Raw genomic sequence first — 19571 nt, forward strand, 5'->3', positions numbered from 1 at the left:
GATGGGCAATGATGAGCCGTCTGACCCAGAAATTCCGCACTGCCGCCGATGCCCTTCTCAATTACCGCAGCCTGCCGCTGCTCAGTTCCATTCTGTTCATTCTTATCCTCTGCGGGACAATCTATATAATCTATCAGAATGCCGGCATCATGCGCGACCGCATCAATGAGGATTTCAATCAACAGCAATTAATATTGGCGCGCCAGGCAAGCGGACAGGTCAGCGTCATTCTTCATGATATTGAGCTGGAAATCGACGGTCTGGCGCGGAAAATCGCCCGCTTTCCCGACCCGGGTGATATCCAGACTGTCTTCAATGAAGCGGCCAGCCGTATGCGCAATAAGGGACTGCTTGAGCTGGGTCTGGCGGACAGCACCCGTAAACTGATACAGGTGACCTCTACCGATACCGCCGCTCAACTTGAAGAAACCCGATTGTTTCGCGACTGTGTCGATATGGGGACAGAGAAAACTTCACTGGGGCAATTGTATGTCGAAACGCTGTCGGAAAATTACTCCCTTATAACCGGCGTGATCTGCAAGATGATTGTCACCCTTGCCGGCAGACAATTTCTATATGCCCAAATTGATGTGTCCCGGCTGGTCACCGGTGTGACTCAGGAAATCCGTTCCGGGAAAACCGGCTATGCCTGGGTAATTGATGAAACCGGCATGTTCATCTATCATCCAGAGCGGGAGTTTATCGGCAAGAACGCTTTCACCGCCCGCTACCAGCGCAAACCATATGTCAGCTTTACGCAAATAAATGATATCATGCGCAACCAGATGCTGAAGGGTGAGGAAGGCACCGGCATCTATGAAAGCGGCTGGCATCGGGGAATCGAAGGGCAGATAACCAAACTTATCGCTTTTACACCAATCAAGAGCGGAATTCTAAGCAAGAGCCAGGTCTGGTCGGTCGCGGTGGCCGCGCCTACATCGGAAATCGCCGGCGCTGTCCGGGGAGTCTATATCCGCCATTTTGCCGCCGAAGCCGCCATCATTGCGGCCATGCTTCTTTTCGGCGTGGTGGTCGTGATTTATCAACAAAGAATCTCTCATGCGCTTAAGGAACGGGTCAGCCAGCAGGAAGAATTTATCTCCAGCATCCTGCAGAACTCCGTTGACGCCATCATCTTCATCGACAATGACAATCGCGTCAAAGTCTGGAACCGCGGCGCCGAAATCATTTTCGGATATACCGCCAAAGAGATGATTGGTCAGACCTTCCATCGTCTCGTGCCGCCCGATATTGATGCCGATGAAGAACTTCTCAGCATCCAGGAAGAAGTCACCCGGCAGGGTTATATCCGCAATTATCGGGCGCAGCGAATGACCAAAGACGGCAAGAGAATCACTATCGACCTCTCCCGCACCATAATCCGTTCCCCGCACGGCGAAATCTTGGGAAGCACCGCTATCATAAAAGATGTCACCGAAAAAATGGAATTGGAGCAGCGTATTTACAACACCGAGAAACTGGCCTCGATTGGAATTCTTGCGGCCGGCGTGGCGCACGAAATCAACAATCCCCTTGCCGTGATTCTTGGATTCACCGACCTCCTCCTGGAAAGATTTCAGCCCGGGACTCAGGAATATGAAGACCTTAAAATGATTGAAGCCAATGCCAATCAGGCAAAAAAGACGGTGGAAAATATGCTCGGTTTTGCCCGCATAACGGAAGGGCTGGAAGAGTTCGTCGACGTCGACCAGGCCCTGAATACGGTCATCAAGATTGTGCGCAACACCCTTATGACTAAGAAAGTGGAGGTCGCGCTGCATATTCCGGTCAGTCTACCCAAAGTCAGGTGCGACTCGCGAGAATTTCAGCAGGTCATTTTCAATCTCATAAATAATTCTTTTGCCGCTATGGAACCGGGTGGCGGCAAATTGACCATCTCGGTGCGCAGGCAGGAGGATTCCGTCCAGATTGCGGTGGAAGACACCGGCAAAGGGATTCCCGACAAAATAAAACCGCGCATCTTTGACCCTTTCTTTACAACCAAGAAGGTCGGAGAAGGAACCGGTCTGGGGCTTTCTTTATGCTATGGAATTATCAAGAAATATGGAGGGAAAATCGAATTCTCTTCGACCTGCCGCGAGGATAACCCCCAACGGCCCAGCGGCACCAAATTTGTCATCTCGCTTCCGGTTCATGATACCGGCGAATCTTTAGAGGAGTCATAATTATGAAGCAGAGAATACTTGCGGTTGATGATGAACTGCATATGTTGAAATTGCTGGAAAGAATTATCGGCGAAAAAACCGCCTATCAGATTCAGACCACCAATAATGCGCTGGAAGTTCCCCCGCTTCTGACCAGAGAGAGCTTCGACATCATTATTACCGACCTCAAGATGCCGGGGATGGACGGCATTGACCTTCTCAAACATATTAAAGAGAAAAATATAGACTCGGAAGTAATCATCATTACCGCTTTCGGTTCCATGGAGAGCGCTATTGAGGCGCTTGCCCGGGGAGCCTTTGATTATATCACCAAACCGTTCAAGAAAGAGCAGATTATATTCACCGTTGACCGCGCCATGAAATTCCAGCAGTTGAAAAGAGAAAACAAACGCTTCACGGATATGCTCAACCTGGAGCCGTTCGCCCAGGCCGCGGCAAGGTTTAAGCGGGAATACTTAAGCCGGTTGAAAGAGCGCTGCGGCGAGCAGTCGCCGGAGTTGGCCTCCCGCTCCGGTCTCAGCCCGGATGAAATCGCCGCTTTTTTGAAGAATGCATGATGCTTATTATCTATAGATGACAATAAAAATTTGAAGGGAGATATATGCCGGAAATAAAACGAATCGAAGAAATAATGATACCGCTCAATAAGTATCCCCATATCCCATACTGGTTCACCTTGCGCCAGGCTATTGCCGAAATGGAAAAGTCGGAACTTGATATTAACGGACGCAAATCGCTTCCCCGCGTGGTGCTGGTATTTGACGAAAAATACCGTCTCATGGGGACTGTGCGCCGACGCGATATTATGCGAGGGCTCGAACCGGAGTTTCTAAGTTCACCGTCAAAACAGCAGAGCAAATGGTTTAACATCCAGGTTGACCCCAACCTGATGGAGCTATCCTTCGATAAAGTGGTCAATGGGATTCGCGAACGGGCGGAGCGCCCGGTGAGCGAAGTGATGCTGCCTATCGCGCGCACCATTGATGCCGGCGACCACCTGATGAAAGTGATTTACGAAATGGTCAGCAACGACTTGAGCCTGATTCCGGTTACCCGGGAGGGACGGGTAATCGGTGTAATCCGGTCGGTCGATGTTTTCCACGAAATTGCAACTCTGATACTTTAACAGGAATCTCAGCAATCGGACAATCAATCTGGAGTGACTATGTTCTGGAAAAATAGAGGCGCCAAAAATAAATCAACTCAAAGGGGCGGGCTGCCGCCGATGCCGGCCGATGTCTTTCTGGCGGGTGTTCCCGGCAAAAAAATCGACTGGAAACGGATTTTCTTTTTGACCCTGGGACTGGCGCTCTTCGCCGCCGTCTATTTTTCTCCCCCCTGGCCTGATGCCGTTGACCCCCTGGGCAAGCATTTTGAGCTTTCTCGCGAAGGAAAAGCGGCTGTCGCGCTCTTCCTCTTTGCCGCCACCTGGTGGGTCTTCGAAGTCGTCCCAATTGGAATTACCAGTATCGCCATCGGAATCCTTCAGGCTCTCTTCCTCATTCGTGACGCCCGAATCGCCTTCACCGATTTTATGGACCCGTCCGTCTGGTTTATCTTCGGCTCTCTGGTCATTGGTATGGTTTTTACCAAGACCGGCCTGACGCAAAGAATGGCGTACAAGATGCTCGTTCTTGTTGGCGAGCGGACCAGCATGATTTATCTCGGCTGTTTCGCCATGACGGCGTTTCTCACCTTGATCATGGCGCATACCGCGGTGGCGGCGGCGGTCTTCCCGCTGTTGATGGCTATCTATGGATTGTACGATGACGAGCAAAGACCGAGCCGTTTCGGCAAGGGCCTCTTCATCGGTATGGCTTTTACCGCCGGAGCCGGAAGCGTCGTCACTCTGCTGGGCGCCGCCCGCGGCGCCGTCGCCATCGGTTTCTTCAAGGATATGACGGGAAGGGAAATATCTTTTTTTGAATTCTCATATTATATGCTGCCCCTTGGCTGGCTGATGGTGTTCTTAATCTGGCTCTTCTTTCTGATTGCCTTCAAGCCGGAACGAAGCACCATCCCGGGATTGCGGGAGCGAGCCTCGTCCCTTTACGCCAAACTGGGCCCTATTACCCGCAAAGAGATTATCGCCATACTCGTCGTAGGGCTGGTCATCGCCGCCCTTGGACTGCGCTCCTTCATTCCCTTTCTGAAACCGCTGGAGAAGAGCGCCCTGATACTTCTGGCAACCTTGATATTCTTCGCCTCCAATATCCTAACTATAAAAGACCTCGAGGAAATCCCCTGGAATATCGTCCTCCTGTTCGGCGGCGCCATGAGTATCGGTTTCTGCCTCTGGCAAACCGGGGCGGCCAACTGGCTGGCGGTCAACTGGCTCCTCCTGTTTCAGAACGCCACCTGGTTTGTTTTCGTCATGGGTGTCGCCTTCTTTGTCCTGATAATGACCAACTTCATTATGAATGTCGCCGCCATCGCCATTTCCCTTCCGGTGGCGCTGGTCATCGCCCCCTACCTGGGGGTAGCGCCGGAAGTCATCCTGTTTGCCTCACTGGCAACCGCCGGAATGCCGTTTCTCCTCCTGATTGGAGCCGCTCCCAATGCCATTGCCTATGAAAGCCGTCAGTTCTCCTCCGGCGAATTCTTCCGCGCCGGCATTCCTGCCAGTTTGATACTGATGATTATTCTGGGTCTGTTTGTCTGGCTTATCTGGCCCATGATGGGTATGCCGGTGCTGGCAAAATAGATTATGCCGCAAGTCATTCCTATATTTCAAAAGGGATAGATTTATCCAGTTACCACTTGACAAAACCGGAAACGGCGTTTATATATGAATTGAGTTTGTTAATATGTTCACAAAGTTAAATTTGCGCTAATTATGTAAGACAATACAAAATAATGGCTTAGATATATCATCTGGAGGAGACTATGGCAGATATTGAACCTGTTCCCGGCCTGATAAAAGCAGATATACTGGTTGTTGGCGGGGGTATCGCCGGCATGACCGCCGCCATTGAGGCGGCAGAAATCGGAAAATCGGTGGTCCTGCTGGAGCGGACCGCCTCGCTTGGTGGACGCGTCGCCGCCATGAACCAGTACTTCCCCAAACTCTGCCCACCTACCTGTGGCATCGAAATAAACCTCAGAAGAATCAGAGTCAATCCCTGCATACGAGTGTTGACTCTGGCGGAAATCGGAAAAATCAGCGGCGCTGCCGGCAGTTACGATATACAGGTCAAACTGTACCCCCGATATGTCAATGAGAAATGCACCGCCTGTGGCGACTGTGAAAAAGCCTGCGAGGTCGAAAGAGATGATGACTTCAATTTTGGACTTTCGCGGACAAAAGCCATTTATCTTCCCCATCTAATGGCTTATCCGGCGCGATATGTTATTGACCCCAAATATATAAAAGACCCTTCTATGAAAAAGGTTGTCGATTCCTGCAATTATGGCGCTATCGACCTCAATATGACCGCCCAGGATATCAGTCTCAAGGTTGGCTCCATTGTCTGGGCGACCGGATGGAAACCGTACGACGCCACCAAAATCGATAACCTCGGATTCGGCAAATATAAGAATGTTGTGACCAATGTCATCATGGAGCGGCTCGCCTCCGAGAATGGTCCTTCCGGAGGAAAAATAGTCCGCCCTTCCGACGGCAAAGAGATCAAATCGATCGGTTTTGTACAGTGCGCCGGCTCGCGCGATGAAAATCATCTCCCTTACTGCTCATCCGTCTGCTGTCTCGCTTCCATGAAGCAGGCAACTTATGTCCATACCCAGTATCCGGAAGCAGATATACATATGTTTTACATTGATGTTCGCTCACCCGGCAGAATGGAAGATTTCTATGTCAAAGTCCAACAGGACCCGAAATTTCATTTTCACCGGGGCAAGGTTGGCAATGTCTCCGAAAATCCCGCCACTGGAAATATTATCCTGGAAGCGGAGAATACTCTCACCGGAGTTATCACAAAGACGGAAGTCGATATGGCGGTGCTGGCAATCGGAATGGTGCCGAATACCGCTGATGACCTGCCATCGATTCCTGTAACGCGGGACCCCTACGGGTTCCTTGTCTCCGACGGCAGCAGTGGGATTGTCGGAGCGGGGGCGGTGCTGCGGCCATGTGATGTCGCCAACAGCGTGCAGCAAGCCACCGGCGCCGCCATGCAGGCAATCTGTGCCGCGGGGAGGAAATAACTATGGAACCGAAAATTGGCGTTTATATCTGCAAGGGGTGCGAAATCGGCAGCGCTGTCGATATCGAAAAGTTAAGCGGCATCGCTCTTAAAGATGGCAAAGCCGACCTCTGCAAAACTCACGATATGTTCTGCTCCCTCGCGGGTCTGGAACTGATAAAGAGTGACATCGCCACAGAAGGGATAAACCGGGTGGTGGTTGCCGCCTGCTCCAATCGCGCCTTTCCGGAGCTGTTCGATTTTGGAAAAGATATCCTCACCGACCGGGTGAACCTCCGTGAACAGGTCGCCTGGTGCCACAAGCCCAATGACGATGATACCCAGCTTATAGCCGAAGATTATATTCGGATGGGAGTTGCCCGCGTCCGCAACAGTGAGCCGCCTCAACCCTTCATTGAAGAAACCAGCAAGACTATAATGGTGGTCGGGGGAGGCAAAGCCGGCTTGACGGCAGCCAAGGCCTCAGCCGCTGCCGGTTACAAAGTGATTCTGATTGAAAAAGAAAATCATCTGGGCGGATGGGCGGCCAAATTCTCGAAAGTATTCCCCAAAACGGCTCCCTATCAATTACCGGAGAATTCCGGCATTGACGAATTGATTAAAGAAGTCGAATCAAATCCTCATATTACGGTAAAGAAGGGCACGACGATTTCCAAAACCTCCGGTCAGCCCGGAAAGTTTAGTGTCGTCATTAACGATGGCTCTGTCGATACCGAACTGCAGGTTGGGGCGATTGTCCAGGCGACCGGCTGGAAATCCTACGACCCCGCTAAACTATCCCGCTGGGGATATGGGGTAACGCCCGATGTCGTAACTAATATCGACCTGGAAACGATGGTCTCCAACGGCGGTATTAAGAGACCCTCCGACGGTAAAGCGATTGAAAGCATCGCTTTTATCCAGTGCGCCGGCTCGCGCGAACCGGACCATCTCCCCTATTGCTCCGCCGTCTGTTGCCGGGTTTCGCTCAAACAGGCCCTCTATGTCAGAGAGAAATATCCCCATGCCAGGATATTTATAATCTACCGCGACCTCCGCGCCACGGCGCAGTACGAATTATTCTACGCCCACGTGCAAAACGATGATGCCATCTTCCTGACCAAAGGTGAAATCGCCGCTGTCAATAAAACTGACGGCGGCAAAATTGCCATCGATGTCAGAGAAACTCTCCTGGGTGAGGATATCCGAATCACGGCAGATATGGTCGTTTTGGCGACCGGCATGGTGCCGTCAACGAAAGTCGATGAATCTGAAACGGAGGCTGCGCCGCAGGAGACCTCTGAGTCAGCCGAAACTGCGGCTGCTCCTCAAGACGGTCTAATGGCCGACGGCAAAAAAGAAGCGGCCGGAGCGGAAAAAGGAGCAAAAATCTTAAATCTTTCATACCGGCAGGGAACCGACCTGCCCACTCTCAAGTACGGCTTCCCCGATTCTCATTATATCTGTTTTCCTTACGAAACCAGAAGAACCGGTATCTATGCGGCTGGTACTGTTCGCGCCCCGATGGACCTTTCCGCTTCCGCATCCGACGCCTACGGCGCCGCTCTCAAGGCGATTCAAGCGGTTGAATCAATTGCCCGTGGCGCCGCCGTGCACCCCCGCGCCGGCGACCTCTCCTTCCCCGAATTCTTCATGCAACGATGCACCCAGTGCAAACGCTGTACTGAAGAATGTCCCTTTGGAACTCTTGATGAAGATGCCAAAGGAACACCGCTGCCCAATCCGTTTCGCTGCCGCCGCTGCGGCATCTGCATGGGCGCCTGCCCCGAGCGCATTATCTCCTTTAAGAACTACAACGTAAATATGATCTCCCAGATGATAAAGGCGATTCATATTCCCGATGAGTTCGAAGAAAAGCCGCGCATCCTCGCTTTCATCTGCGAGAATGACGCCCTCCCGTCGCTCGACATGGCCGGAATGAAACGACTGCAGTACAATGCCATGGTCCGCCTCATTCCTCTTCGTTGTCTCGGCTCCATGAACACCATCTGGGTCGGCGATGCCCTGGCAAGCGGATTTGACGGCGTCCTCCTTATCGGATGCAAGAAAGGGGATGACTACCAATGCCATTTTATCCGCGGGTCCGAACTTGCCGCGACCAGGATGTCCAACGTGCGCGAAAAGTTGAAACAGCTGGTGCTGGAAGAGGAACGGGTGCAACTGCACGAAGTAGCCATATCGGACTATGCCAGAATTCCGAAAATCTTTGATGAATTTCTGGAGACCATTGAAAGGGTAGGTCCCAACCCCTATAAGGGAATGTAACCGTTTTCTTGCCCTGCCACCGCCAAAATCGGTGGTGGCAGGGCAAGATTGACTATATATATCAGAACTGTTTTTGCTGCAGATTAAGGGCTAAGTCTTTCATCAGGCACAATGCATTTCAGTAACATCTTGTGGTATAAACGATTACGGTCGCATTAATTGAGCGGGCAGGCTATTTTCAAGTTTTTTAGAGGGCGAGACTTAATGAAATTTTTCACAAATTCTTCTTGACTCATTTTCTTCAATTTGTTAACATAGGTACTGAGAAACGGGAAAAACTATGTGTGACTCCTCTACCCAAATCTGTATCGGACAAATAAAGGCCAGCCAAAAAAGTCTAATTCAGTCTCTGTTGGGGAATTATCAGTCACATGCAATCAATTCTGAAAATTCGGTATTCTGATTATTTAAGGAGAAGAAATGGCTGAAACAAAATCACAGACACCAAAACTCGATGAGTTGGAAAAAGGGCGATGGCCCAGTTTTGTTAAAGAAATCAAAACTGCGGCGCAGAAAAGCCCTATGGCGGCTGACCTCTTAGGGCAGCTGGAACTCTCGTACAACGAAAAGATTGGCCACTGGAAGCATGGCGGCATTGTCGGCGTAATGGGTTACGGCGGCGGAGTCATCGGTCGTTACTCCGATGTCCCCGACAAATTCCCCAACGTTTCACACTTTCACACCATTCGTATCAATCAGCCGGCGGGATGGTTCTACACTTCCGATTCCCTGCGCAAACTCTGTGACATCTGGGAAAGACATGGCTCCGGTTTGACTAATATGCACGGCTCCACCGGCGATATTATCTTCCTGGGCACCAGCACTCCTCATCTGGAGCCGATATTTTCGGAATTGACCCAGGCTGGTTTCGACCTCGGCGGCTCCGGCTCCGATGTCCGCACACCTTCTTGCTGTGTCGGTCCGGCTCGCTGCGAATGGGCATGCTACGACACCCTGGCGTTATCTTATGACCTGACCATGAATTATCAGGACGAGCTGCATCGTCCGGCGTTTCCTTATAAGTTCAAGTTCAAAATGTCCGGCTGTCCCAATGATTGCGTCGCCTCTATCGCCCGCGCCGACTGCTCCATCATCGGCACCTGGCGCGACAGCATCCAGATGGATAAAGACTCCGTTCGCGAGTATGCCGACCGGGGAATGGATATCCGCTCCGAAGTGGTCGATAACTGCCCCGCCAAGTGTATGGACTGGGATGGTAAAGAACTCCATATCGACAATAGCTACTGCCGCCGCTGCATGCACTGCATTAATATTATGCCCAAGGCGCTTCGCCCCGGCAAAGACCGCGGTGCCGTGGTTCTCCTCGGCTCCAAAGCCCCGATTATTGAAGGCGCCCTGCTGTCTTCCGTTTTGATGCCCTTCATCAAGATTGAAGCCCCCTATCGCCAGATAAAAGACGTCATCGAAAGAATCTGGGATCTCTGGTGCGAAGAAGGCAAGAACCGCGAACGTATCGGCGAGTTCATTCAGCGTGTCGGTCTGGGAAATTTCCTGGAAGCGGTCGAGCTGGAACCGGTGGCGGAGATGGTTGCCCACCCGCGCGAGAATCCTTATGTCTTCTATGAAGAATATTTCGTCGAAGATGAAGAAGAAGAAAAAAAGTAAATAACAATTTGCCATAGAGGTTTGATATGCCAGAAGCAATGCAAGAAAGATTGACCGACATCGGTCCCCCGCATTATGAAAAATTCCTGCCGCCGGTAATTAAACAGAATTACGGAAAGTGGAAATACCACGAAGTCCTGAAACCGGGCGTCATGGTGCACGTCTCTGAAAACGGCGCCAGGCTGTTCACGGTCAGAGCCGGCTCTCCCCGCCTGGTCAGTGTCGACAAGATTCGCAAGTACGCCGAACTGGCGGATAAGTATTGTGACGGATTCCTCCGCTTCACCAGCCGCCATAATGTCGAGTTTCTCTTAACCAAACAGGAAAACATCGACCCTCTGATTAAAGACCTGAAAGCCCTGGGACATCCCGTCGGCGGCATTCAGAACTCCATCTCCAGTATCGTTCATACTCAGGGCTGGATTCACTGCCATTCGGCGGCGACCGACGCCTCCGGCATCGTTAAGGCGGTCATGGATGAACTGGCTGATTACTTTGAAACAATGGTTCTCCCCGGAAAACTCCGTATCGCACTCGCCTGCTGCCTGAATATGTGCGGCGCCGTCCATTGCTCCGATATCGCCATTCTGGGAATTCATCGTCGTCCCCCAAAAATCGACCACGATAATCTCCATAAGACCTGCGAAATCCCCAATGTCAGCGCTTCCTGTCCGACCGCAGCGATTCGTCCTGCAACGGTTGGCGGCAAACCATCAGTCGAAGTCATTGAAGAGCGTTGCATGTTCTGCGCCAACTGCTATACCGTCTGCCCGTCGATGAAACTGAATGACCCGCTCAATGACGGCGTCTCCATCTGGGTCGGCGGCAAAGTCTCCAATGCCCGGCACGAACCAATGTTTTCCAAACTGGCGATTCCCTTCCTGCCCAATAACCCGCCTCGTTGGCCCGAAGTTACGGAAGCGGTCAAGAATCTGGTGGAGCTCTGGGCAAAGAACGCCCGCAAATACGAAAGAATGGGTGAGTGGATCGAGCGCATCGGCTGGCCCAGATTTTTCAGAATGGCCGGCATCGAATTCCGGAAAGAGCATATTGACGACTTTAAGCACGCCGGTCTGACTTTTAAGAGATCGACACACCTGAATTATTAGAAGGATATATTGTGGCAAAAACTGTAGAGGAAGTTGCGGAAGCCATGTACAACATGATTAAGGACGCCACCGGTTTGAAAAAACTGAAGGCGACCGACCTGACCAAAGGCATCATCGAGATGTTCGGCGATGAGGTGGACAAACAGATCTGTAAAGACGCCATCAAGCAGTTGGTCAACTCCGGAAGATGTGTTTACACCTATTTCGGAGGCAGTTTTATTGAACTTCCGCATAAAGAGGGCGCCGCTAACGATTAATCCGGCGCCGGTCTGCTAAATATGCTGGTCAGTTTACCTCGCCTGGTAATCGCCGGAATTTCCGGCGATTCCGGCAAGACATTACTATCGCTCGCTCTGGTAGCTGGATTCAAGAAGGGGGGAAAATCAGTTGCGCCCTTTAAGAAAGGGCCTGATTATATCGACCCGGCCTGGTTATCGGCCATCGCCGCTACCCCCTGCCGAAATCTTGATACCTTTCTTGTCCCGGCCGATGAGGTCCGTTCCTCTTTCCTGAAATATTCTCAAGGTTTCGACCTCAGCCTCATTGAAGGTAACCGGGGATTGTTCGACGGCAGGAATGTCGAGGGAGAGCAGAGCACCGCCGAACTCGCCCGTATGACCGGCTCCCCCATTCTGCTGGTTATCAACTGCGCCAAGGTAACCCGCACCGTTGCCGCCATTGTGAAAGGCTGCCTGGAATTCGAGCGCAGTCTGAGATTCGCCGGAGTTATTCTAAACCGGGTGGCGGGGGAACGGCATAAGCGAATTATCACCGATGCCATCGAAGAGTATTGCGGCATCCCTGTTCTTGGCTCGATTCCGAATCTGAGAGATAAGTCTGTCACGATACCGGAACGGCATCTGGGGCTTATTCCGCCGGCGGAGTTTACCACGGACGCTCAATTCGAGAGAAATCTGGCGCTTCTGGCAGAGACTCATTTTGACCTGGAGCGGATATATAATGCCGCCCGGAAAGCCAGACCTCTGGAGATGATTCAGTCCCCGGTTCAGTCGACATCTTCTACTCAGGTCAAGATTGGTTACTTCTCCGATTCCGTCTTCACCTTCTACTATCCAGAAAATCTGGAGCGACTGACCGAACTGGGCGCCGAACTGGTGCCAATATCATCTTTAAATGAGCGAAAACTTCCTGAGCTTGACGGCTTATATATCGGCGGCGGCTTCCCGGAAACTCACGCCGGAAAATTGGGTGACAATCAGACTCTGATGCAGTCGGTGAAAACCGCCGCTGACTCCGGAATGCCGATTTATGCCGAATGCGGTGGACTGATTTACCTCTGCCGAAATCTGAACTGGAATCAAAACAGCTTTCCAATGGCAGGGGTTTATGATTTGGACCTTGAGATGCATCCGCGACCGGTCGGGCATGGATATACTACCCTTGAAGTAACGGCCGGCAATCCTTTTTTCCCGGTTGGCGCCAGGATTAATGGGCACGAATTTCACTATTCTGGAATCAGAGGCGCTCTGCCGCCTGACACCGGCTGTTGCCGGATGGAAACCGGGGTAGGATTGGGGAACAGGAAAGATGGCCTGGTTTACCGCCAGACTCTTGCCTTCTATACCCATATTCATGCTGATGGCAATCATGGCTGGGCTAATGCTTTTATCAGCAGAGCGCTTGACTTTGCCCGGACCAGGCGTGAGATGAGCATTCCGGATTCCATCGTTGCCAATGGGAACCGGCGAAGATTTGAGAATTATTGTCTTAATTAATACAATGAGAGAGCGACATAATGGCTAAAATAGTAAAGAAAGAAAAGAAAGGTCTCCGGAGTCTCAGCAGTTCGGCAGGCGGCTCATCGGTTGAAACTTCTCCCCTGCGCCCGGTTTTTGTTGAGAAGACTCCCCCCTGCATCTGCAACTGCCCCAATCATAATCAGGTCCGGAAAGTTCTGATGACTATCGCCAAAACCGACGACCTGGGCAAAACCTATGACCAGACCCTGGAAGAGTCCTGGCAGATATTCATGGAGACTACCCCCATGCCTGCCACTATGGGACGGGTCTGTCCTCATCCTTGCGAAACCGATTGCAATCGCAGCGCTCTCGAAGGGGGCGTCGAAATAAACAGCCTCGAAAGATTTCTGGGGGATTACGGGCTGGCAAAGAATCTTAAGCCGCGCAAACTGACCGAAGAAAAGCGGAGCGAGAAAATCGCCGTTATCGGCTCTGGTCCGGCCGGTATTTCGTGCGCTTATCAATTAGCCCGTCGCGGATACGGCGTAACTATCTTCGAAGCCTTTCCCAAACCGGGCGGAATGCTGCGCTATGGAATCCCAGACTACCGTCTGCCGCAGGATGTCCTCGACGCTGAAATAAACCGCGTCCTCGCCATGGGGGTAGAGCTTAAATGCAACACGGTGGTCGGAAAAGATATTCCGTACGAATCGCTGCAAAAAGACTATCGTGCCATTTTTGTCGGCATCGGCGCCCACAAAGGGATAAAACTGAATATCAGCGGCGATGACGCCGTTAATGTCTTCACCGGCACCGAATTCCTGCACCGCATCAACACCGGTCAAACGCTTGATGTCGGCGACCATGTTGTTGTTATCGGCGGCGGCGACACTGCTATCGATGCCGCCCGGGTGGCGCGCCGTCTCGGCGCCAAGTCAACCATTCTCTATCGCCGCACCCGCAATGAAATGCCGGCTATCAAAGAGGAAATTGATGGCGCTATCGAAGAGGGTGTGCAGATAGAATTCCTGGCGGCCCCTCTGGAAATCACCAGGAACGGCGACAGGGCGGTCGGAATGAAATGCCAGCGGATGGAGCTGGGCGAGCCGGACGCCTCCGGCAGAAGAAAACCGGTCCCGATTCCCGGCAATACTTTTGACCTTGCCTTCACCACTCTGATTGCCGCAATAAGTCAGGAGCCTGACTTCGGCGGCGCCGAATTTCTCAAAGAAGGACGGGACTGGATTAAGACCGACCAGAAAATGAAAACCAAAGCCGAGAATATTTACGCCGGCGGTGATGATATCGAATTGGGAATCGCGGTTACCGCCATTTACCATGGACGACGCGCCGCCGAGGCTATCCATGAACTGATAACCGGCGAGCCGGTGCCGGAACTGCCTCAGCAGGAGATTGTTCGTCACGAAAAAATGAAACTGTCCTATTACGAAGCCCGACAGCCGCATCCATCCCAGCATTTGCCCGTCGAGGAGCGTTTCAAAAAGATGGATGCCGAAATCGTCAGAACTCTTTCACAAGAAGAGGCTATCGCCGAAGCCAAAAGATGTCTCAGCTGCGGTCTCTGTTTTGATTGCGGCTCCTGCTGGAGTTTCTGTCAGGACAATGCCATAATCAAACCGGTCGTCAAAGGTCAAGCATATAAATTTAAACTCGAATTCTGCAACGGGTGTAAGAAATGTGCGGAGAACTGCCCCTGCGGGTATATCGAAATGCATTGAGGAAACTAAGGCGTTTAACAATATAATCTATCATATCTGGAGGACTTACAATGCCGATATTTGAACTCGGTGACGTCAAGATCAATGTCGATGAAGATGGCTTTATGGAAGAGCCCGAGCAGTGGAACGAAAAAGTGGCTCTGGCCCTTGCCTCGACCGAAGGTGTCGACAACCTGACCGAAAATCACTGGAAAGTGGTCAACTATCTTCGGGATTACTATCAGAAGTACGGGATTGCTCCGATGATTCGGAAACTGTGCAAGGAAACCGGCTTCTCGCTCAAAGAGATCTATGACATGTTTCCGTCGGGACCAGCCAAAGGCGCCTGCAAAGTCGCCGGCTTGGCGAAACCGACCGGTTGCGTATAAGATATTTTCCGGGCGGGGAATTTCTCATTAACTTTGAGATACCCCGCCTTTTTTTGAAACTCTGGGACAGAACCGACTATGTTAGGCGAATTATTACAGAAGAAAAAAAATATCATCCTCGATAAATGGCGGGAAGCTATACTCGCCTCCTACCCCCCCGATTCCGGCCTCTTCCTGAAAAACCAGAAAAATCAATTCGCCAATCCCGTCGGCTTTACCATCGAGAAAGAAACGGCTGAAATAATCCAAACCCTTTTCGACGACGGCGACATCGCACCCCTCCAAATCTCCCTTGACCGCTTGATTCGTATCCGCTCCGTCCAGGATTTCACCCCTTCACAGGCGACTCACTTTCTTTTCCAATTGAAACGGATTATTCGACTGGAAGCGGTAGCCGAAAGTACCGATGACTTCCAGATGATAGCGGCGCTGGAGGAGCGGATTGACCGCCTGGCGCTGGTTGCATTCGACATATACAGTCGCTGCCGCGAGCAGATTTACGACCTGCGCCTCAAAGAAATCAAAGCCCGTGCTTTCAGAATATTGAAGGATTCTGACCTTGTCACCCTGGACTTCAAACAGGAAGGAAACTCACCCCATGAAAATATCTGATAATTGCTCCTATTTCGGGAGGAATGCCGGATGAAAATTTTCTATTCTTTACTGGCGGTAGCCGTTTTAATCACCCTGGCTTGGGTGGGAACCGCCTCCGGCGGTCTGTATTACCTCTTCGGTGTAATTTTTCCGGCGGCCGCGGTCTTCCTTTTCTTGTTCGGTATCGTTTACCGCGTCGTTAAATGGGCGCGCTCGCCGGTGCCGTTTCATATCACCACCACTTGCGGCCAGCAGAAATCGCTCGATTGGATTAAGTCCAGCCCCCTCGATAACCCATCCTCAACTCTGGGCGTTATCGGGCGGATAGCCCTCGAAGTTCTCTTTTTTCGCTCTCTATTTCGCAATACCAAAATGGAGCTCAAAAACGGCGGCAAACTGGTCTATGGCTCCGCCAAATATCTCTGGCTTGCCGGACTGGTTTTTCACTGGTCGTTTCTGATAATAATTCTGCGCCATTTCCGCTTTTTCCTCGAGCCGACTCCGGCATTTGTCACATTTTTGCAAAACCTTGATGGTTTCTTCCAGGTCGGCGTTCCGGTCCTCTTTCTGACCGATATCATGATTCTGGGCGCCCTGAGTTTTCTCTTCTTCCGCCGCGTTGTTACGCCGCAAATACGGTATATCTCACTCATTTCCGATTATTTCCCGCTGCTTCTAATCATCGCTATCGCCGCTACCGGTGTCTTGATGCGTTACTTCATAAAAACCGACCTGATTGCGGTAAAGCAATTAATGCTCGGTTTATTCAGCCTCAGCCCGCTGGTACCCGAAGGCATAAGCTCGCTTTTTTATATACATCTTTTTCTGGTAAGTCTCCTTCTGGCTTACTTCCCGGCAAGCAAACTGGTGCATATGGCGGGGGTTTTCCTGAGCCCGACCCGCAATCTTTCCAACAACAGCCGGATGAAACGGCATATCAATCCCTGGAATCCTCCTGTCAAGGTTCACACCTACGAGGAATGGGAAGATGAATTCCGCGAACTTATCAAGGGCGCCGGTATTCCGCTGGAGAAAGAATAACTATGTCAGAAAAACATTTTAAACCGGAAGAATTGACCGCAATAGGTTACCAGCCTCGTCGTCGAGACTGGATGGACCCTCATGTTGAATTCCGCAGAGGAACTTTCAACTACAGCGCTAACCCCAAAAGCATGGAGTATCTGGGGCTTCCTTTTGTGCGCAAGTGGCAGCCGACTGAAGATGATTGGCAACTGCCGTCCAATTGGAAAGAAATCATCCTCGAGGGGCTCCGCGAACGAATTCACAAATTCCGCTCGCTGCGGATCTTCATGGATATCTGTGTCCGGTGCGGCGCCTGCGCCGACAAATGTCATTTCTATATCGGCTCCGGCGACCCCAAAAATATGCCGGTCCTCCGCGCCGAATTGCTCCGTTCCGTTTATCGCAAAGACTTCACCACGGCCGGAAAAATTCTCGGGAAGATGGCCGGCGGACGTGAATTGACCGTGCCGGTCTTGAAAGAATGGTTCTACTACTTTTATCAATGCACCGAATGCCGCCGCTGCTCGGTTTTCTGCCCCTACGGTATCGATACCGCCGAGATTACCATTATCGGTCGGGAACTTCTGAATCTGGTCGGTATCGGAATCGACTGGATAACCACTCCCGCCGCCAACTGCTTCCGTACCGGAAACCATCTGGGCATTCAACCGCACGGCTTCAAAGACAGCGTCGATTTCGCCGCCGATGACCTCGAAGATATCACCGGCATAAAGGTAAATCCCTCCGTCAATAGAAAAGGGGCCGAGGTCCTCTTTGTCGTGCCATCGGCTGACTATTTCGGCGACCCGCACTATTTCGGTTTTCTCGGATACCTGGCTCTATTTCATGAAATAGGGCTCGATTACACCTTTAGCGCCTTCGCTTCCGAAGGCGGCAATTTCGGCCTTTTTCACTCTCACGAAATGATGAAACGGCTTAACGCCAAGATTTACGCCGAAGCCAAGCGGTTGGGAGTGAAATATATTATCGGCGGCGAATGCGGCCATATGTGGCGTGTCCTGCATCAATATATGGATACCATGAACGGCCCCGCCGATTTTCTGGAAGTGCCAAAATCGCCGGTGACCGGCACCGTCTTTGAGAACGCCCGCTCCACCAAAATGGTACATATCGCCGAATTTACCGCTGACCTTATTAAAAATCGAAAACTAAAACTCGCTCCGGAGCGCAACGACAGCTATAAAGTCACCTTCCATGATTCCTGTAATCCGGCGCGCGCCATGGGACTTCTGGAGGAACCCCGTTACATACTGAAAAGCGTCTGCAACCACTTCTACGAAATGCCGGAGAACACCATTCGGGAGCAGACATTCTGCTGTGGAAGCGGCTCGGGACTCGGTACCGATGAAAACCTTGAGATGCGCCTCCGCGGCGGCTTCCCCCGCGCCAATGCCGTCAAATATGTCCAGCAAAACCACGGTGTCAACCTCCTTGTCTGCATCTGCGCCATCGACAAAGCCACCCTCCCTCCGCTCATGGATTTCTGGGCGCCGGGTGTCGCTGTGGCGGGACTTCACGAGCTGGTCGGAAACGCCCTCATGATGAAAGGGGAAAAGGAGCGGGAGGCTGATTTTCGCGGGGCGCCGCTCCCGGGAAAGGAGGAAAAAGTCCATGTATGACGCTGGCAAAATAATCACCGGATTAATTCTTTTCCTGGTGCTCTTCACGACTCCCATCTGGGTAAATCTCGCCTCCGGGACCAGCGCGGAACGACCTGACATCAAACTGCCGGTCGATGAAAAGCAATGTGTGGCCGCCACCGAATATATGAAAGCCTCTCATATGGACCTCATCTATGAGTGGCGCGACCAGGTAGTGCGCGAAGAATTGCGCGCCTATCACTCCCTCTCCGGCAAAGAATATGAGATGAGCCTGACCAAAACCTGTCTTGGTTGCCATTCCAACAAGGCGGAATTCTGCGACCGTTGCCATAATTATGTCGCTGTTTCACCCTACTGCTGGGACTGCCACACCGAACCTAAGGAGGGGATATGAGCGGCATTGATAGAAGAAATTTCATCAAGATTGCCGGTCTGACCACTATAATCGGCCTTTCCGGCAAACCGTTGGCTGATGCCTTTGCTTCGCAACCGGCGCAGGCTTCCGCCGCCGAGAAGGAAGGTCATGTCGGCAAGAGATGGGCGCTGGTTATCGACCCGAAAAAATGTCTTGAAAAAGAGGGATGCCGCGCCTGCATCGATGCCTGTCACAGGATTCACAATGTCCCCCAGTTTGATAATCGCAAAGATGAAATCAAATGGATCTGGAAAGAAGAATACGAGAAAGCCTTCCTTGACCAGGAAAATGAATTCATTGAAGACTCGCTGAAGGAGAAACCGGTCCTGGTGCTCTGCAATCATTGCGATAATCCCCCCTGCGTTCGGGTCTGCCCGACTCAGGCTACCTGGAAGCGCCAGGATGGCATCGTTATGATGGACTGGCACCGCTGTATCGGCTGCCGCTACTGTGTGGCGGCATGTCCCTACGGCTCCCGCAGTTTTAACTGGCGCGACCCGCGTCCTTTCATAAAGGAAATCGACAAGGACTTCCCTACCCGCACCCGCGGCGTGGTCGAGAAGTGCACCTTCTGCAACGAGCGACTGGCTAAAGGACTGCCGCTGGCTTGCGTGGAAGCCTGTCCCGAGAAGGCAATGGCTTTTGGGGACCTCGAAGACCCTGAATCCGAAGTCCGTCAGCTGCTGCGAAATCGCTTTGCTATCCGCAGGAAACCGTATCTTGGAACTCAACCGGTCGTCTTCTACTTAGTGTGAGGTATA

17 protein-coding genes are annotated in these 19571 nt (G+C 51.8%); all 17 read left to right on the forward strand.

The features are described 5' to 3' along the window. Positions 1-2186, forward strand: a 2186-nt coding sequence (locus tag AB1690_12860) for an ATP-binding protein (protein MEW6016194.1), incomplete at its 5' end; no start/stop codon positions are given. Between the two features lie 2 nt (positions 2187-2188). Then, entirely contained in the window at positions 2189-2743 is a 555-nt protein-coding gene (locus AB1690_12865) for a response regulator (GenBank protein MEW6016195.1), read from the forward strand. Between the two features lie 44 nt (positions 2744-2787). Continuing rightward, positions 2788-3312 carry a CBS domain-containing protein gene (locus AB1690_12870; GenBank protein MEW6016196.1) on the forward strand — a complete coding sequence of 175 codons (525 nt, stop codon included), beginning with the start codon at positions 2788-2790 and terminating at the stop codon, positions 3310-3312. A gap of 99 nt (positions 3313-3411) precedes the next feature. After that, complete coding sequence (locus tag AB1690_12875) at positions 3412-4890, forward strand: SLC13 family permease (protein ID MEW6016197.1); 1479 nt, start codon at positions 3412-3414, stop codon at positions 4888-4890. A gap of 182 nt (positions 4891-5072) precedes the next feature. After that, the gene (locus tag AB1690_12880; protein ID MEW6016198.1) at positions 5073-6350 is read left to right on the forward strand and encodes a CoB--CoM heterodisulfide reductase iron-sulfur subunit A family protein; all 1278 of its coding nucleotides are present in this window, start codon (positions 5073-5075) and stop codon (positions 6348-6350) included. Between the two features lie 2 nt (positions 6351-6352). Further along, positions 6353-8614 (forward strand): hydrogenase iron-sulfur subunit, encoded by a 2262-nt coding sequence (locus AB1690_12885; GenBank protein MEW6016199.1) that lies wholly within the window; start codon positions 6353-6355, stop codon positions 8612-8614. A 420-nt stretch (positions 8615-9034) separates the two neighbouring features. After that, on the forward strand, positions 9035-10240 hold the full coding sequence (gene dsrA, locus AB1690_12890; GenBank protein ID MEW6016200.1) for a dissimilatory-type sulfite reductase subunit alpha: 1206 nt from the start codon (positions 9035-9037) through the stop codon (positions 10238-10240). 38 nt (positions 10241-10278) lie between these two features. After that, positions 10279-11349: a dissimilatory-type sulfite reductase subunit beta gene (dsrB, locus tag AB1690_12895; protein MEW6016201.1), complete on the forward strand. Its 1071-nt coding sequence runs from the start codon at positions 10279-10281 to the stop codon at positions 11347-11349. A gap of 11 nt (positions 11350-11360) precedes the next feature. After that, a complete protein-coding gene (locus AB1690_12900; GenBank protein ID MEW6016202.1) occupies positions 11361-11606 on the forward strand; it encodes a hypothetical protein in 246 nt (81 codons plus the stop codon). 21 nt (positions 11607-11627) lie between these two features. Continuing rightward, complete coding sequence (locus AB1690_12905) at positions 11628-13085, forward strand: cobyrinate a,c-diamide synthase (GenBank protein ID MEW6016203.1); 1458 nt, start codon at positions 11628-11630, stop codon at positions 13083-13085. 20 nt (positions 13086-13105) lie between these two features. Next, positions 13106-14788, forward strand: a complete 1683-nt coding sequence (locus AB1690_12910) for an NAD(P)-binding protein (GenBank protein ID MEW6016204.1) — start codon at positions 13106-13108, stop codon at positions 14786-14788. A 50-nt stretch (positions 14789-14838) separates the two neighbouring features. Continuing rightward, positions 14839-15156 (forward strand): TusE/DsrC/DsvC family sulfur relay protein, encoded by a 318-nt coding sequence (locus AB1690_12915; GenBank protein MEW6016205.1) that lies wholly within the window; start codon positions 14839-14841, stop codon positions 15154-15156. A gap of 78 nt (positions 15157-15234) precedes the next feature. Then, the gene (locus AB1690_12920; protein ID MEW6016206.1) at positions 15235-15768 is read left to right on the forward strand and encodes an RsbRD N-terminal domain-containing protein; all 534 of its coding nucleotides are present in this window, start codon (positions 15235-15237) and stop codon (positions 15766-15768) included. A 30-nt stretch (positions 15769-15798) separates the two neighbouring features. Beyond that, on the forward strand, positions 15799-16791 hold the full coding sequence (dsrM, locus tag AB1690_12925) for a sulfate reduction electron transfer complex DsrMKJOP subunit DsrM (GenBank protein ID MEW6016207.1): 993 nt from the start codon (positions 15799-15801) through the stop codon (positions 16789-16791). A gap of 2 nt (positions 16792-16793) precedes the next feature. Continuing rightward, positions 16794-18413, forward strand: coding sequence for a sulfate reduction electron transfer complex DsrMKJOP subunit DsrK (gene dsrK, locus AB1690_12930; GenBank protein MEW6016208.1), 1620 nt, complete (start codon positions 16794-16796; stop codon positions 18411-18413). Further along, a complete protein-coding gene (gene dsrJ, locus AB1690_12935) occupies positions 18406-18789 on the forward strand; it encodes a sulfate reduction electron transfer complex DsrMKJOP subunit DsrJ (GenBank protein ID MEW6016209.1) in 384 nt (127 codons plus the stop codon). Before dsrK ends, dsrJ begins: the two co-directional genes overlap by 8 nt. Next, complete coding sequence (dsrO, locus tag AB1690_12940) at positions 18786-19565, forward strand: sulfate reduction electron transfer complex DsrMKJOP subunit DsrO (protein ID MEW6016210.1); 780 nt, start codon at positions 18786-18788, stop codon at positions 19563-19565. The genes dsrJ and dsrO overlap by 4 nt, the downstream gene beginning before the upstream one ends. The last annotated feature ends 6 nt before the right edge of the window (positions 19566-19571 follow it).

The sequence above is a fragment of the Candidatus Zixiibacteriota bacterium genome (assembly GCA_040753495.1).
Lineage (GTDB): Bacteria > Zixibacteria > MSB-5A5 > GN15 > PGXB01 > DYGG01.

What these genes read in the sequence shown, in the direction of transcription:
- dsrO (MEW6016210.1), top strand. Translation starts at nt 18,786, where the DNA reads ATGAGCGGCATTGATAGAAGAAATTTCATCAAGATTGCCGGTCTGACC.
- AB1690_12920 (MEW6016206.1), top strand. Translation starts at nt 15,235, where the DNA reads ATGTTAGGCGAATTATTACAGAAGAAAAAAAATATCATCCTCGATAAA.
- dsrB (MEW6016201.1), top strand. Translation starts at nt 10,279, where the DNA reads ATGCAAGAAAGATTGACCGACATCGGTCCCCCGCATTATGAAAAATTC.
- AB1690_12885 (MEW6016199.1), top strand. Translation starts at nt 6,353, where the DNA reads ATGGAACCGAAAATTGGCGTTTATATCTGCAAGGGGTGCGAAATCGGC.
- AB1690_12905 (MEW6016203.1), top strand. Translation starts at nt 11,628, where the DNA reads ATGCTGGTCAGTTTACCTCGCCTGGTAATCGCCGGAATTTCCGGCGAT.
- AB1690_12880 (MEW6016198.1), top strand. Translation starts at nt 5,073, where the DNA reads ATGGCAGATATTGAACCTGTTCCCGGCCTGATAAAAGCAGATATACTG.
- AB1690_12915 (MEW6016205.1), top strand. Translation starts at nt 14,839, where the DNA reads ATGCCGATATTTGAACTCGGTGACGTCAAGATCAATGTCGATGAAGAT.
- dsrA (MEW6016200.1), top strand. Translation starts at nt 9,035, where the DNA reads ATGGCTGAAACAAAATCACAGACACCAAAACTCGATGAGTTGGAAAAA.
- dsrM (MEW6016207.1), top strand. Translation starts at nt 15,799, where the DNA reads ATGAAAATTTTCTATTCTTTACTGGCGGTAGCCGTTTTAATCACCCTG.
- AB1690_12875 (MEW6016197.1), top strand. Translation starts at nt 3,412, where the DNA reads ATGCCGGCCGATGTCTTTCTGGCGGGTGTTCCCGGCAAAAAAATCGAC.
- dsrK (MEW6016208.1), top strand. Translation starts at nt 16,794, where the DNA reads ATGTCAGAAAAACATTTTAAACCGGAAGAATTGACCGCAATAGGTTAC.
- dsrJ (MEW6016209.1), top strand. Translation starts at nt 18,406, where the DNA reads ATGTATGACGCTGGCAAAATAATCACCGGATTAATTCTTTTCCTGGTG.
- AB1690_12870 (MEW6016196.1), top strand. Translation starts at nt 2,788, where the DNA reads ATGCCGGAAATAAAACGAATCGAAGAAATAATGATACCGCTCAATAAG.
- AB1690_12865 (MEW6016195.1), top strand. Translation starts at nt 2,189, where the DNA reads ATGAAGCAGAGAATACTTGCGGTTGATGATGAACTGCATATGTTGAAA.
- AB1690_12910 (MEW6016204.1), top strand. Translation starts at nt 13,106, where the DNA reads ATGGCTAAAATAGTAAAGAAAGAAAAGAAAGGTCTCCGGAGTCTCAGC.